This window comes from Chryseobacterium sp. PET-29 (genome assembly GCF_025736815.1).
Taxonomy (GTDB): domain Bacteria; phylum Bacteroidota; class Bacteroidia; order Flavobacteriales; family Weeksellaceae; genus Chryseobacterium; species Chryseobacterium nepalense.
Genome location: NZ_CP107053.1, coordinates 1676981 through 1690822 on the forward strand (window position 1 = coordinate 1676981; position 13842 = coordinate 1690822).

13 protein-coding genes are annotated in these 13842 nt (G+C 36.0%); 5 read left to right on the forward strand and 8 right to left on the reverse strand.

The window, feature by feature from the left end:
• Positions 1–3: 3 nt before the first annotated feature.
• The 3 genes from hemN to ODE14_RS07320 form a co-directional block, all read right to left on the reverse strand.
• Positions 4–1362 carry an oxygen-independent coproporphyrinogen III oxidase gene (gene hemN / locus ODE14_RS07310; RefSeq protein ID WP_263603551.1) on the reverse strand — a complete coding sequence of 453 codons (1359 nt, stop codon included), beginning with the start codon at positions 1360–1362 and terminating at the stop codon, positions 4–6.
• Positions 1363–1496: 134 nt separating this feature from the next.
• Complete coding sequence (locus ODE14_RS07315; protein WP_263603552.1) at positions 1497–2519, reverse strand: glycosyl hydrolase; 1023 nt, start codon at positions 2517–2519, stop codon at positions 1497–1499.
• Between the two features lie 61 nt (positions 2520–2580).
• Complete coding sequence (locus tag ODE14_RS07320; protein WP_248392529.1) at positions 2581–4101, reverse strand: APC family permease; 1521 nt, start codon at positions 4099–4101, stop codon at positions 2581–2583.
• Positions 4102–4266: 165 nt separating this feature from the next.
• On the opposite strand from ODE14_RS07320, the gene pnuC reads away from it, so the two are divergent.
• The 5 genes from pnuC to ODE14_RS07345 all read left to right on the forward strand — a co-directional run bounded on the left by pnuC (position 4267) and on the right by ODE14_RS07345 (position 10171).
• On the forward strand, positions 4267–4929 hold the full coding sequence (pnuC, locus tag ODE14_RS07325; protein WP_248392527.1) for a nicotinamide riboside transporter PnuC: 663 nt from the start codon (positions 4267–4269) through the stop codon (positions 4927–4929).
• Between the two features lie 6 nt (positions 4930–4935).
• Positions 4936–5520: a hypothetical protein gene (locus tag ODE14_RS07330; protein ID WP_263603553.1), complete on the forward strand. Its 585-nt coding sequence runs from the start codon at positions 4936–4938 to the stop codon at positions 5518–5520.
• A gap of 100 nt (positions 5521–5620) precedes the next feature.
• The gene (gene dapF / locus ODE14_RS07335; protein WP_263603554.1) at positions 5621–6388 is read left to right on the forward strand and encodes a diaminopimelate epimerase; all 768 of its coding nucleotides are present in this window, start codon (positions 5621–5623) and stop codon (positions 6386–6388) included.
• A gap of 21 nt (positions 6389–6409) precedes the next feature.
• Positions 6410–7435 carry an endolytic transglycosylase MltG gene (gene mltG / locus ODE14_RS07340; RefSeq protein ID WP_263603555.1) on the forward strand — a complete coding sequence of 342 codons (1026 nt, stop codon included), beginning with the start codon at positions 6410–6412 and terminating at the stop codon, positions 7433–7435.
• Between the two features lie 168 nt (positions 7436–7603).
• A complete protein-coding gene (locus tag ODE14_RS07345; protein WP_263603556.1) occupies positions 7604–10171 on the forward strand; it encodes a TonB-dependent receptor domain-containing protein in 2568 nt (855 codons plus the stop codon).
• Between the two features lie 45 nt (positions 10172–10216).
• On the opposite strand, the gene ODE14_RS07350 is transcribed toward ODE14_RS07345, so the two are convergent.
• From ODE14_RS07350 to ODE14_RS07370, 5 genes are read right to left on the reverse strand one after another with little or no spacing between them, the layout of a single operon-like run.
• Positions 10217–10669: an adenylyltransferase/cytidyltransferase family protein gene (locus tag ODE14_RS07350; protein WP_248392517.1), complete on the reverse strand. Its 453-nt coding sequence runs from the start codon at positions 10667–10669 to the stop codon at positions 10217–10219.
• A gap of 25 nt (positions 10670–10694) precedes the next feature.
• Complete coding sequence (gene galE, locus ODE14_RS07355) at positions 10695–11717, reverse strand: UDP-glucose 4-epimerase GalE (RefSeq protein WP_248392515.1); 1023 nt, start codon at positions 11715–11717, stop codon at positions 10695–10697.
• Positions 11718–11771: 54 nt separating this feature from the next.
• A complete protein-coding gene (locus tag ODE14_RS07360; protein ID WP_263603557.1) occupies positions 11772–12215 on the reverse strand; it encodes a hypothetical protein in 444 nt (147 codons plus the stop codon).
• A gap of 48 nt (positions 12216–12263) precedes the next feature.
• Positions 12264–12701 (reverse strand): hypothetical protein, encoded by a 438-nt coding sequence (locus tag ODE14_RS07365; protein WP_263603558.1) that lies wholly within the window; start codon positions 12699–12701, stop codon positions 12264–12266.
• Positions 12701–13825: a DegT/DnrJ/EryC1/StrS family aminotransferase gene (locus ODE14_RS07370; RefSeq protein WP_248392513.1), complete on the reverse strand. Its 1125-nt coding sequence runs from the start codon at positions 13823–13825 to the stop codon at positions 12701–12703. The genes ODE14_RS07365 and ODE14_RS07370 overlap by 1 nt, the downstream gene beginning before the upstream one ends.
• Positions 13826–13842: the final 17 nt, after the last annotated feature.

Below are 13842 nucleotides of genomic sequence, written 5' to 3' on the forward strand. Positions count from 1 at the left end.
CTATCAGATCGTCATCGAGAAAATTCTCGTTTCCGGTTTGTTGCGCATCATTCTGAGATCGAAAACCATGGCTACATTTCTTGTAAAGGCTCTTCCTTTCTCCGTAATCTGGATATGATGCCCATTGATTTCCACCAATTCATCATTTTCCATTTCTTTCAGCATATCAAAAGCATTTTCAAGTTCAGGAAAAGAGTTGTTGATATCGAAAGTTGTTTCCAGCTGACACATTAAATTCAGAATATGCCTTCTTACGGTAAGATCTTCATCGTTCAGGATATGTCCTTTTACAACAGGGATCTGTCCTTCTTCCACTATTTTCTGATATTCTTCCACCGTTTTTACATTTTGGGCAAAAGCATACCAAGAATCCGAAATAGCAGACATTCCCAACCCAACCATCAGCTGGGTCTTGCTGGAAGTATATCCCATAAAATTCCTGTGAAGTTTTTTCTGAATCAAAGATTGATACAGATCATCATGTTCAAGCGAAAAATGATCCATCCCGACTTCAATATAGCCTAATTCTTCCAATAATTTTTTACCGTCTTCATATAAACGGCGTTTTTCTTCACCGCTTGGAAGATCGTTTTCATCAAATCCTCTCTGCCCCACTCCTTTCACCCACGGAACGTGTGCGTAAGAATAAAAAGCAAGACGATCCGGCTTCAATTCCATTGTTTTACGAATGGTGTATTCCATCGCCTCCCAGGACTGATGCGGAAGTCCGAAAACAAGGTCGTGACTGATCCCTCTATACCCGATTTCCCTTGCCCATTCCGTTACTCTTTGTACATTTTCAAAAGGCTGAATTCTGTTGATTGCTTTCTGAACTTTCAGATCGTAATCCTGTACACCGAAGCTCACTCTTCTGAAGCCAAGATCATATAAAGTCTGAAGATGCTCTCTTGTAGTGTTATTCGGGTGACCTTCAAAAGAAAATTCCTGGTCTTCTGCAATTTCCACGGTTTCAAAAATGCCTTCCAGTAAAGTTTTCAGGTTCTGCGGAGAAAAGAAAGTCGGTGTTCCACCACCCAAATGAAGTTCTTTCAGCTTAGGCTTTTCATTAAAAAGGTTAAGATACAGCTGCCATTCTTTCAATACACTTTCCAGATATGGAATCTCAACACTGTGCTGTTTGGTAATACGCTTGTGGCAGGCACAGAACGTACACAATGCTTCACAGAATGGTAAATGGACATAGATAGAAATCCCTTCTTCCGCATTCGATTCCTTAAAAGTCCTGATGACACTCTGCTTCCACAATTCCGGAGAGAAACTGGTTTCGTCCCAATACGGAACAGTAGGATAGGAAGTGTATCTTGGGCCGGGAATATTATATTTATCTATTAAAGAATTCATTTTCGATTTAAAATTTTAATGAACTTTCAGCAAGTTTCATCTTACAAAATTACGCATATCTGATGAATTTTTAACCATGAAATATATTAGCATCTATTTTTTGAAATTTATAATTACTCTAAATACTTTTATAATCAGAAGGTAAGCTTCAATAATGAAATTCTGTTTTTTCCTGCAAAAACAACGGTATTTGAATCAATCCATTCACAGACATAGAAACCTTTTTCATCAGAAATCTTTTTCCACGTTTTCCCAAAATCTGATGAATAGCTGATATGCTGATCTCCTACAGCAATAATCTCCTTTCCTTTCGAGCCCGGTTTGATTTTAACACAGGTGGTATATCCTGCATTTTTTCCCGAAGCCTGAATCTGCCAGCTTTCACCGCCATTGTTCGTTGTAGCGATGTTATTAATATTGGCTTCCTGCTGTGTATAATCTCCACCAACAGCAATTCCGAATCTCGATGACGGATCGATATCCAAAGAGTAAATCCCTGTTGAAGAACTTCCGTTTACAAAATTCACTTCTTTTCCATACAGCTTTTCTCCCATTTTATAAGAATAAAACTGTCTTGATTTTTTTCCGCCCGTCACAAACCAGAACTCTTCATCATGAATAAAGATATTGGTATTGCTTGCGGCAAAAGCAGCTTCTCCTTCTCCTATTTCAAATGACTTTCCGCAAGGCAGAGTTTCCCAGCTTTTACCACTGTTTCTGGTGATTACGATATTCATGCATTTCCCGTAAGGATCACCTAGTGCAATACCATTTTTTCCTGAAAAAGAAAGAGCATCATAAAACGCTGTTTTTGCCGTATCGGTATGAATGATCTGATATTTTAAACTTTTTTTATCAATCTTAAAAAAATAAGCGGGACTCTCAATATTAATAGCATAAAAATATTTTTTATCCTGAGCCAATGTCCGGAACTGCAGCTTTTGATCTGACAATACAATTTGTTTCTGATTTTCTGGGTTATTTAAGTCAACGTACCCGAATTTGGAATCTGTACCGCTGTACCATACTTTATTGCCATAAAGCTGCAAAGCACGGATGCTTATTTTATCATTCAGAATGGTTTTAAAATGCTCTATCTGCTGAGAAAATGTAAGTACTCCCAAGAATAATAGTGAAAATGGTATTATTTTTTTCATAGGTAACAAAAATAAAAAATCCACAGTTTGTTCTGTGGATTTTTTCAAATATATTATTTTTTTAAAGATCAAGATCCGGTTTTTCCAGCGGCTCCTGCTCTGCTTTGAAAGTTTCGCCGTAACCAACCTTATGAAGTTTACTGTTTCTAAGACTGTAGGTGAAGTAAATTAAAACTCCCAGTGCAAGCCAGCCCATAGAAAGGTATTTTGCTTCATGACTCAGGTTCCAGATCAAATAAACGTTGATACAGATTCCTAATGTTGCAATAACAGGTAGTGCCGGCACTTTAAATGATCTTGGCAGATTCGGTTCTTTTTTTCTGAGAATCCAAACCGCTACACACACCATTGTGAAAGCGAAAAGAGTACCGAAACTTGTCATATCCGCGAGTTTGCTGATTGGCGTTAAAGCGGCTATCGTAGCAATTACGATTCCTAAAAGCATTAAGCTTTTGGCCGGTGTTTTTCTTACAGGATGAACATCGCTGAACATTTTCGGAATAAGCCCGTCTTTAGACATTCCAAGGAAAATTCTTGATTGTCCCATGATCATTACCATTAATACAGAAATCAAACCAATTGTTGCTGCTATTGTAATGATATATCCTGCCCAGCCTTGTCCTGCAATTTCAAAAGCATAAGCAACCGGTGCTTTAATAGCGTCCGGATATTTTCCCTGAGGATCAAAATCCGAATAATGCATCATCCCTGTTAAAACAAGAGACACCAGAATATAAAGACCTGTACAAACCAACAATGAAACAATGATGGCGAAAGGCACATCTTTTTTAGGATTAATTGCTTCACCTGCCTGAGTGGAAACAGCATCAAAACCGATATAAGCAAAAAATATGGCAGCAGCTCCGGAAACAATTCCCTGGATTCCGTATGCTTCTTTCATTTTATCGCCTTCCATTACCATTTTCTGTGCAGGAATAAAAGGATCCCAATTAGAGGTATTAATAAAAAATACACCTGCAATAATCACGAACAATACTGCCGAAACTTTCATGATTACAATAAGGTTATTGGTCTTAGCAGCCTCTTTTGTTCCTTTGATCAGAATCCCGATCACAAATAAAACGATAAGGAAAGCTGGTAAATTCATAGAAAAACCTTCCCCCGTATAACTGGCTGGGTCAGAAGTAAGATATTCGGGAAGATGAATACCGAACATTTTTAAAAGTTTATTAAAATAGCCGGACCATGATACAGCCACCGTCATAGATCCCATTGCATACTCGAGGATAAGCCCCCATCCGATGATCCAGGCAAAAATCTCTCCCACCGTTCCATACGCATACGCATACGCAGATCCTTCCACAGGAAGTATGGAAGCAAATTCAGAATAACATAATGCAGCGAAAATACAAGCGATTCCTGCAATGATAAAAGAGATGGCTAATGCGGGTCCTGCATGGTAGTAAGCTCCGGTACCTGTAAGTACGAAAATTCCCCCTCCAATGATAGCACCGATCCCGATAGCTGTAAGACTCCATTTACCGAGTACTCTTTTGAGCTGACTGCTTTTCATATCATTTTCGAAAGCACTCATCGGTTTTTTGGTCCAAATTTTAGACATATTTTATTATTTATTAAAGATTTACGAAAATATAAAAATTTTAGAAACCTTAACGTTTATTAATACAATTTCATTATTTTTTTTAAATAAAGGCAGATAAAAAACTGATTTTCATAATATTTAAATCATTTTAAAATGTACCTTTTTTTATTTATTTTTGATCTCATGAACCTATACAATCTTTTTGTAAAACCCTACGAAACCTACACAAACCTTCAGATTTTCCTGGAAGCCTTTGCAACCGTATTCGGAATTTTAAGTGTTTATTTTTCCATTAAAAAGAATATCTGGGTCTATCCTACAGGAATTATTTCCACGCTTATTTATGTCTATATTCTTTTCAATTTCGGGCTATTGGGCGACTGTATGATTAATGTCTATTATACGGTAATGAGTATTTACGGATGGGTTTTATGGGCAAAAAATTCGGACGACCATGTTCACGTTGAAGTTTCATGGGCTACAAAAAAAGAATGGCTGTATGGGATTTTACTTTTTGCCTTAAGTTTAATCTTAGTAACTGTAGTATATTATTATAAGCCGTATATCGACAACAGTTTTTCAATGGAAAACATCAGTTTAGGACTGTATCACCTGGATTGGGGCAATTGGCTGGATGTAATCACCACGTCCGTATTTTTAGTAGGAATGTGGTTTATGGCAAAAAGACGCATTGAAAACTGGGTTTTCTGGATCATCGGAGATTTTATCTGTATACCTATGATGATTTATAAAGGTCTCGGTATCACTTCGGTTCAATATTTGGTATTTACTATAATGGCAATCCAGGGCTATATTACCTGGAAAAAAAGTTTAAGAAAAAGTTAGAAAGTCATGAAAAATTTATTAAAAATAGCATTCAGCGTTGTAACGATAGCAGGTTTAGTATCATGTACAGCGTACGCGGATCCTTATGCAAATGCTTATGGAGATCCATATTATGATAACGGATATTATTATGCACCACAAGGGTATTACGGCGGTGGCGGATATTGGGGAAATGATGGATACTACTATCGAAATAATATGAATTATTATTATGATAACGGTATGCCGTATTATTACCAGAACTACAATAACTCTAGAAGAAAAGTATACCTGGAGAGAAGATCAAGTGGTGAAGCAACTTCTGCAAGACCAAATAACGGTTTCAGAGGAAATGTAAACGATGGCACTTCCAATAACGGCAGTTTTAGAAACAGCAACAGACAAAATAATAATCAAAGGTCCAATAATGGTTTCAGAAATCAGCAGCAGAATACACAGCAGCCTCAAAACAACGGAGGGTTTAGAAACAATTCCAATAATTCCAACAATTCGAATAACGGAGGATTCAGGAATAATTCAGGATCAGGAAATCAGCAGGCTCCTGCCCAGCAGAACAACAATAGGAATACCAACGGAGGAGGTTTTAGATAAAACGATTATAAATAACGAAACGGACAGCTAACACTGTTCGTTTTTTGTTTTAATTGTACTAATTTTGCATGCTCAATCTGAGACAAATATCAGCTACCATATGGAATTTTACAAATATCAGGGAACCGGAAATGACTTCGTAATGATAGACAATCGTTCCGGAGAATGGGATGACCTTTCAATAGCCAGTATTCAGAAGCTCTGTGACCGACGATTCGGTATCGGCGCGGACGGACTGATCAAAATAAATAAGGCAGAAGGTTTTGATTTTGAAGTTGATTATTATAATTCCGACGGCTCCAAAAGCTTTTGCGGAAACGGGGCCCGGTGTTCGGTTGCGTTTGCTTTCTTCCTTGATATCTTTGAAGGTAAATGCCGGTTTACAGCCATTGACGGAGCTCACGAAGCGGAAATCCACAACGGAATCGTAAAACTGAAAATGAATGATGTGGAAACCATTGCTGTTGACGGAAATGATACCGTAATGAATACAGGTTCTCCACATTATGTAAAATATGTTGAAGATCTTGTGAATTATAATGTTTTTGCAGAAGGAAGCGGTATCCGAAATTCGGAAAACTACAAAGAAAAGGGGATCAATGTAAACTTTGTGGAAAAAATTAATGAAGATGAAATATTTGTAAGAACCTATGAACGAGGCGTTGAAGATGAAACATACAGCTGTGGTACAGGAGTTACAGCTTCTGCTTTAACCTTTCTTCAAAATAACAATCTAATTTCCGTAAATGTGAAGACTTTGGGAGGAAATCTTAAAGTATATGCTGAAAAAGACGGAAATTCTTTCAGAAGCATTTGGCTGGAAGGCCCTGCGAAACAGGTTTTTAAAGGAAGAATAGATGTTTTGTAAATAAATCTAGTTAAACGATACATGAAAAAAGCTATCCTCATTATTGTCCTGCTTATTTTTGTAATAGGTGGATTTTTTGGTTTTAAATTTTATTCCAAATATTACGGAAACAATATCAAAAATGACGGTTATGTTCTCATTCCTCATAATGCAGGTTTTAAACAGATTTTAGATTCGGCGGCAAAATATGTAGACAACCGGGAAACATTTGAAGCGGTAGCTAAAGAAAAAGACCTTGAAAAATTTTACAAAGCAGGACGCTATCATTTTCAGAAAGGATTGGGAAATGCTCATCTTGTAAACATGATCAAAGCAGGAAACCAGAGTGAGAACAGCTTTAGAATCGGAGATTTCGGGGATGTGTACCAAATGTTGGGTAAAGTAACCAAAAAAACAGAACTGGATTCTTTGGAATTTGTGAAAGGACTCAACACCATCGCAGCCGAAAAAGGCTATAATAACGCAGAAGATCTTAAAAAATATTTTTTTATTGATACCTATAATTTTTTCTGGACGGTAACACCAAAAGAATTTTTCAACAGGTTCAATGATCAGTATAATGAATTCTGGAATGCTGAAAGAAAAGCCAAAGAGCAGCAATCAGGTCTTACGAGAGAACAGATTTATGCACTCGCTTCCATTGTTTATAAAGAATCCGGCGGTAAAAAGGACGAGATGAAAACCATTGCCGGCCTTTATCTGAACCGCTACAGAAAGGGAATGAAATTACAATCGGACCCCACAGTTATTTATGCCATTAATAAACAGACTAATTTCCAGCAGCCTATTAAAAGAGTTTTCTATAAACATTTATCTACGCCATCTCCTTATAATACCTATGCCAATAAAGGTATTCCTCCGGGACCAATTTGTGTGGTAGATAAAAATTCTGTTGACGCAGTTTTAAATGCTGAAAAAAACAATTATATTTTTATGTGTGCCGATCCTGCAAGATTAGGATACCACAAATTCACTGCAAGTGCCGAACAGCATGCAATTAATGCAAAAGCATATCAGGACTGGCTGAATTCAAATAATATAAAATAATAATTATAATTAACTTTTTTTAACAATTTTATAATTAACATTTCGCTAATTAAAGCGACATATATATTTACAAATAATAAATTAGGCTTAATATTTGAAGTTAAACACAATTGATAATTTCATAATATTAAGAAAAATCTTTCACGATTTTACACAAAAAAATACCTTATGAATCAGACGGAAATCATTAACATTTTTACAAAGAAAACCCTAGGGCTTACTTTTGTACTTTCGGCCGCAGCGTTGGCTTTTGCACAGGAGAAGGTGGGTATTTCAGGGTCGGTTGTCAGCAAGAGCAATCAGCCCGTTCCTTATGCCTCAGTTACGTTCACTAACAAGGCAAACAAACAGTTGAGTGATGCAACACTCACCGATGAAAAGGGACAATATAAGCTTGATCTTACACCCGGACAATACGACATTTCTGTTGAGGCAATCGATTACAAAAAAAGTACTATTACCAAACAGATTACAGCAGCGGGCAATATCGGTGCACTTTCTATTGATCCTGAAGCAAGCGCAACCAATATGAAAACCGGAGAAATCCAGGGCGTTACTATCACTGCAGCTTCTACAAAACCTTATAAAGTTGAACTTGATAAAAGAACCTACGACCCTTCTCAGGATATTGTAAGTAAAGGAGGAAATCTTCAGGATGTCCTTTCTAATGTTCCTTCTGTGTCTGTTGATACCGATGGTACGGTTTCCATGAGAGGAAGCTCTAATGTACGTTTTTTAATTAATGGTAAACCGTCTGCACTTTTAGGAATTGACGACGGGGCTAATGCTTTACAGAGTATTCCGGCAGACCAGATCGAAAGAATTGAAGTAATTACAAACCCTTCTTCTAAATTTGAGGCGAGCGGAACAGCAGGTATTTTAAATATCATTTTAAAGAAAAACAAAAAAACAGGTTTCAATGGAAGTGTTACGGGAACTTTAGGGTACCTTCCCCAAACCAACCTGAATACCAATTTAAGCTGGAGAAAAGGAAGCTTTACATGGTTCCTGAACGGCGGCGGCGGATACAGAGAGTCTAAAAACACCAACAGAAATGATGATTATTTCAGCAATGCTGTGAATGCCGATGATCAGATCCAGAGAAATACGAATTCTGAGAACAACAGCAAGAATAACAACTATAATGCTTCTGCCGGAATCGTTTATGACATATCGGATAAAACTTCCGTAAACGCATCCGGAACCGTAAGAACGTTTGATAATGAAAGTGTAGGAAATATTGATTATTTCTACGATTTTTTAGCAATTCCAAACAGTCGTTCGCAAAGGATTACATTAGGAACCAATAACAACCTGGCATTTCAGGGAGATTTCGGATTAGACCATAAATTTGACGATAAAGGACAAAATTTATCCTTATCATTAAGTTTACAAAGAAACCGTTCTTATAACGATACCGATATTGATCAGACCCGTGATGGTTTATTTGAATTAAGGAATATTGTTAACCAGAATACAATAAACAGAACCGTAATTGCTAAAGCGGATTATGAACTTCCGATTGGAGAAAACTCTAAACTTGAGGCAGGTTACCGATTGGATATCAACAATAACGATTACAGCAATGATGTACAGCAAAGCACTGTAACCACTCCTGCATTGTCATTTTTAAGACCCTATACTTACGATGCCAATTACAAAGAAATGTTTAATGCTTTCTATGTGCAGTTTAAAAGCAAAATCGGAAATTTAGGATACCAGTTAGGACTTAGAGATGAAATTTCAAGCATTGATATTGCTTATAAAAATTTAGTTCCGACGAGCCCGGCTTTAAATACTACAAAAAACTATAACAACCTGTTTCCAAGTGTGTATTTAAGCTATGAATTTTCAAAAGACAATCAGTTATTATTAAATTATACCCGAAGAATTGACCGTCCGAGATCTTTCTTCCTGATTCCGAATCCTAATTATAATGACAACCAGAATATTTTCGATGGTAATATCGACCTGAACCCTTCTTATGTTGATTCATATGAATTCGGATACAGCATTTCCAAGAAAAAATTCACGATTAATCCTACATTATACTACAGACATCAGACTGATGATACTAAAATGTTAGTATATAACAAATTAGCAACAGATGAAGCTGGAAATATTCTTACGCCAAAGGTGATCGAATCTCATACAAAACCTATCAATCTTGGTACCGATGACCGATACGGATTGGATTTAAACTTCAACTTTGATGCAACAAGCTGGCTGAAATTCCTCGGAAATGTTGATTTATTCGGATATAATACAAAAGGAAGCATTGCGTATGATACTTTTGATCTGGATGGAAACCCTACACAGGCTATTGCTAATTTTGAAGGAAAAGGATTCTCAACAAGAGCAAGACTTACTTCTACTGTAAAGGTTGATAAAACGTTCAGTTTACAGGTACAGGGATTCTATAGAGGTGGTCAGAAAACAGCCTATCAGGATAGAAAAGATATGTATGCCATTAATTTCGGAGCTTCAAAAACGATCTGGAACGGAAATGCAACCATTTCTTTCAATATCCAGGACATTTTCAACACAAGAGCAATGAGATCTACCACTTATACAGCAAACAGCGTGAGAGATTCTTACATGCAGTGGCAGCCAAGACAGTTCGCTCTATCGTTTACTTACAGATTTAAGCAGGGAGAGAAAGTGGAACAGCCGAAACGTAAAAAAGACATTAATGCCAATGATACTGGCGGAGATGAGCAGGGAGGACCAATGTAATATCCTTCATATATAAAAAATCCCGAAAATATTTTCGGGATTTTTTTATTTTACAGCTTCAGCCTTTGAATTTTTCTCCATTTCAGCTTCATAAATTCTTTTTCTGAGGTCACTAGATGAAAACCTGTGGTCTCTTTTGTTATAAAAGATCTCAACGCCATTTTCTTCGCAGTATTTTTTTCCTGTGAAATCTTTTTCTCTATAATCATCTCCAATGATTCTAACGTCAATTACAAATGATTTTAAAATATCCTCCAGATCCTGCTCGGTATAATAAGGAATAATCTCATCCACCGCGTTGACGGCTTTCAGCTGAATATATCTTTCTACGATAGTCTGCGTAGGTTTATTTTTATTCGGGCGATCATGAGAAGGATCAATCTGCAGGCCAACGATAAGGTAATCACAAACCGTTTTTGCTTCTTCAAGCATTTTAATGTGTCCGGCATGAAGTAAGTCAAAAGACGAAAACGTAATGCCTATTCTTTGTGTTTTCATAATAAATTTCTTTTTTTAATTAATTTTAAATATTCCTTGACTGAAGATACTCCTGCCATTCCCATACCGTTCTTAACGATTCTTCCAAAGAAGTTTCAGATTTCCATCCAAGTTCTCGTTCTGCTTTATCTACATTGGCATAAGCTATGGTAATATCTCCTTCTCTTCTATCACAGATCTGATAGGGAACTTCAACATTATTTGCCACTTCAAAGGCCTTGATCACTTCAAGAACAGAAGATCCTTTTCCTGTTCCGAGATTGTAAATATCAATTACAGCTTCGTCTGATGTGCTTTGCATCAATTTTTGCAGAGCAGCCACATGAGCTTTTGCAAGATCAACTACATAAATATAATCACGGATTGCCGTTCCGTCTGGTGTTGGGTAATCATTTCCCCAGACATTCAGCTTTTCGCGGATACCTGCTGCAGTCTGCATAACATAAGGTACAAGATTATTTGGAATTCCTATAGGTAATTCGCCAATTTTTGAGGACGGATGCGCTCCGATTGGGTTAAAATATCTCAATAGAGAAATTTTTCTCTGATAAGCTTTCGCAAAATCAGCTAAAATTTCTTCGCCCATTTGCTTGGTTTTCCCATAAACGCTTTCAGGCATTTTTAGCGGTGTATTTTCATCAATCGGCATCGTATCTGCCTGGCCGTAAACTGTACAGGAAGAACTGAAAATAAAATTGGAAAGTCCTCTTTCTTTAAATTCCTGCAAGATATTGATCAGAGAGAACAGATTGTTTTCATAATAATCAACCGGTTTTATCTGGCTCTCTCCCACCGCTTTTGAAGCGGCAAAATTAATACAGCCGTCAATAGGGTGCGCATCAAAAACCTGGGTTAAAAGTTCTCTTCTTTTTAAATCAAAAGGATAAAAGACAGGTTTCCTTCCGGTAATTTCCTCAATATTTTTTAATATAAATTTCTCCGAATTGGATAAATCGTCTACAATAACAACTTCAAAATTGTTATTCAAAAGTTCCACCACAGTGTGTGAACCAATATATCCTAAACCTCCTGTTACGAGTATTGCCATATTGTATTTTTTTGGACTTTGTCAAAGTTAAAATCTTTGACAAAGATTGTTTTTTTAATCATCGTGTGTTCCTATGTTATCTATTTCGTTTTTTGCCGGATTATGCCTTAAATAATTTATTAATAATACCGGACCTATCAATAAAACAGCAAATGCAATTAAAAAAGATTTAATATATGCTTTCCAAAGTCCTTCATAATTCATATAAAAGCTTATTACGCCTAAAACTATAATCAAAAAACTTGTTACATTTAAGTATATGAACATTTTTTTTGACTCTTTAAAAATATGTATAAAGGTTATAATTAATAATGCAAATACAATTAAATTTAGAAAATATACAGGAATTCTAAATTTTACATATTTTTCTGCTAATCTATATCCTCGTAGTAAAACATTGACAGCAAATACACCATAATAAATAATCCAGCCAAGAAGAAAAACAATTGCAAAAAAATATGCAAACTTATTCTTTAATATCCTTTCCTCGTGAAGCATAATCTATTTTAAACTTTGTAAAAGATTTTCAACTTTGACAAAGTGTTGTTAATTATTGTATTTTCCTATTTCTTCAATTTCCGAAAACTCTACCTTTCTGTATTTAAAAAAGTTAACAACAAATAGTAGAATGAAAATTAATGAAAATGCAATAATAAATTTAATATTATCTTCTTCATAATAACCATTTTCAAGAAGCATTTTTACAAAGCCATAAGTAAAAAACAAGAATATTATTGAAAAATGGATATTTAAAAATAATATACTTTTTCTAGCACTAATTAAAATAAATATTAAATTTGATAATGCTGTAGAAGCTACCAGTACTGCAAAAATAAAAATGAAGTTTTGTATCAAAAAGATATTATTAAAATCTACTTCGATAAAACTATCATAACTCCCATAACTGAATAGGGCAAATATAAAGAGTTCAATTAAAAAAATTAATATCCCAATAATTTTATATCTAAAAACCTTCCTTCCCATTACTTCATAAACTCCAGCACCGCATCTGCAATATACTTCAGCTGCTCTTCATCCAGTTCCGTATGCATCGGAAGAGAAATAACCTCATCCAGCAGCTTATCAGTATTCACGAAATCGGCATCATTGCTTTCCTGATAATAAGCTTTTTGCTTTCTTAGGGCTACGGGATAATAGATCATGGCCGGAATTTCTTTTTCCGTTAAAAATTTCTGAAGGTCATTGCGTTGACCGTTTAAAATTCTCAACGTGTACTGATGGAAAACATGAGTAGAATTATCCGCTCTTTTCGGCGTTAAAATGTGCTCATGCCCTGCAAAAGCCTCATCGTAATAATCAGCTGCTTTGTTTCTTGCTTCATTATAATTGTCTAAATGCGGAAGTTTCTTTCGCAGAATAGCAGCCTGAATACTGTCCAATCTTGAATTTACACCAACCTCATCATGATAATATCTTTCGTACATGCCATGATTCACGATTCCTCTTAAACGATGCGCTAATTCATCATTATTTGTGAAAATAGCTCCTCCGTCGCCATAGCATCCGAGATTTTTAGAAGGGAAAAAAGAAGTGGTTCCTACCGTAGACATGGTTCCTGCTTTTTTTACACTTCCGTCGGAAAATGTAAATTCTGCACCGATCGCCTGTGCATTATCTTCAATAACATATAAATTATGCTGTTCTGCAATTTTCAGAATTTCTTCCATATTGGCGCACTGCCCGAAAAGATGAACCGGAATAATGGCCTTTGTTTTTGGGGTAATCGCTTTTTTAATCGCTTCTGTAGAAATCGTAAACGTATCATAATCAACATCTACCAGTACCGATTTAAGTTTAAGCAAATGAATAACCTCAACCGTTGCTGCGAAAGTAAAATCTGCAGTGATGATTTCATCCCCTTCTTTAAGATCAAGAGCCATCAAAGCAATCTGAAGAGCATCCGTACCGTTGGCACACGGGATTACATGTTTTACGTCTAAATAAGACTCTAATTCATTCTGGAAAGACTTTACCTCAGGGCCGTTGATGAAAGCCGCTGAATCCATTACATTTGAAACTGCATTATCTACTTCATTCTTTATCTTGTAATACTGACTTTGTAAGTCAACCATTTGAATCTTTTTCATAAATAAATATTTCTGTA

Coding starts and splice junctions, on each gene's coding strand:
- ODE14_RS07315 (WP_263603552.1), bottom strand. CDS start 2,519: ATGAAAAAAATAATACCATTTTCACTATTATTCTTGGGAGTACTTACA.
- ODE14_RS07360 (WP_263603557.1), bottom strand. CDS start 12,215: ATGCTTCACGAGGAAAGGATATTAAAGAATAAGTTTGCATATTTTTTT.
- galE (WP_248392515.1), bottom strand. CDS start 11,717: ATGGCAATACTCGTAACAGGAGGTTTAGGATATATTGGTTCACACACT.
- pnuC (WP_248392527.1), top strand. CDS start 4,267: ATGAACCTATACAATCTTTTTGTAAAACCCTACGAAACCTACACAAAC.
- ODE14_RS07345 (WP_263603556.1), top strand. CDS start 7,604: ATGAATCAGACGGAAATCATTAACATTTTTACAAAGAAAACCCTAGGG.
- ODE14_RS07320 (WP_248392529.1), bottom strand. CDS start 4,101: ATGTCTAAAATTTGGACCAAAAAACCGATGAGTGCTTTCGAAAATGAT.
- mltG (WP_263603555.1), top strand. CDS start 6,410: ATGAAAAAAGCTATCCTCATTATTGTCCTGCTTATTTTTGTAATAGGT.
- ODE14_RS07330 (WP_263603553.1), top strand. CDS start 4,936: ATGAAAAATTTATTAAAAATAGCATTCAGCGTTGTAACGATAGCAGGT.
- dapF (WP_263603554.1), top strand. CDS start 5,621: ATGGAATTTTACAAATATCAGGGAACCGGAAATGACTTCGTAATGATA.
- ODE14_RS07365 (WP_263603558.1), bottom strand. CDS start 12,701: ATGGGAAGGAAGGTTTTTAGATATAAAATTATTGGGATATTAATTTTT.
- ODE14_RS07350 (WP_248392517.1), bottom strand. CDS start 10,669: ATGAAAACACAAAGAATAGGCATTACGTTTTCGTCTTTTGACTTACTT.
- hemN (WP_263603551.1), bottom strand. CDS start 1,362: ATGAATTCTTTAATAGATAAATATAATATTCCCGGCCCAAGATACACT.
- ODE14_RS07370 (WP_248392513.1), bottom strand. CDS start 13,825: ATGAAAAAGATTCAAATGGTTGACTTACAAAGTCAGTATTACAAGATA.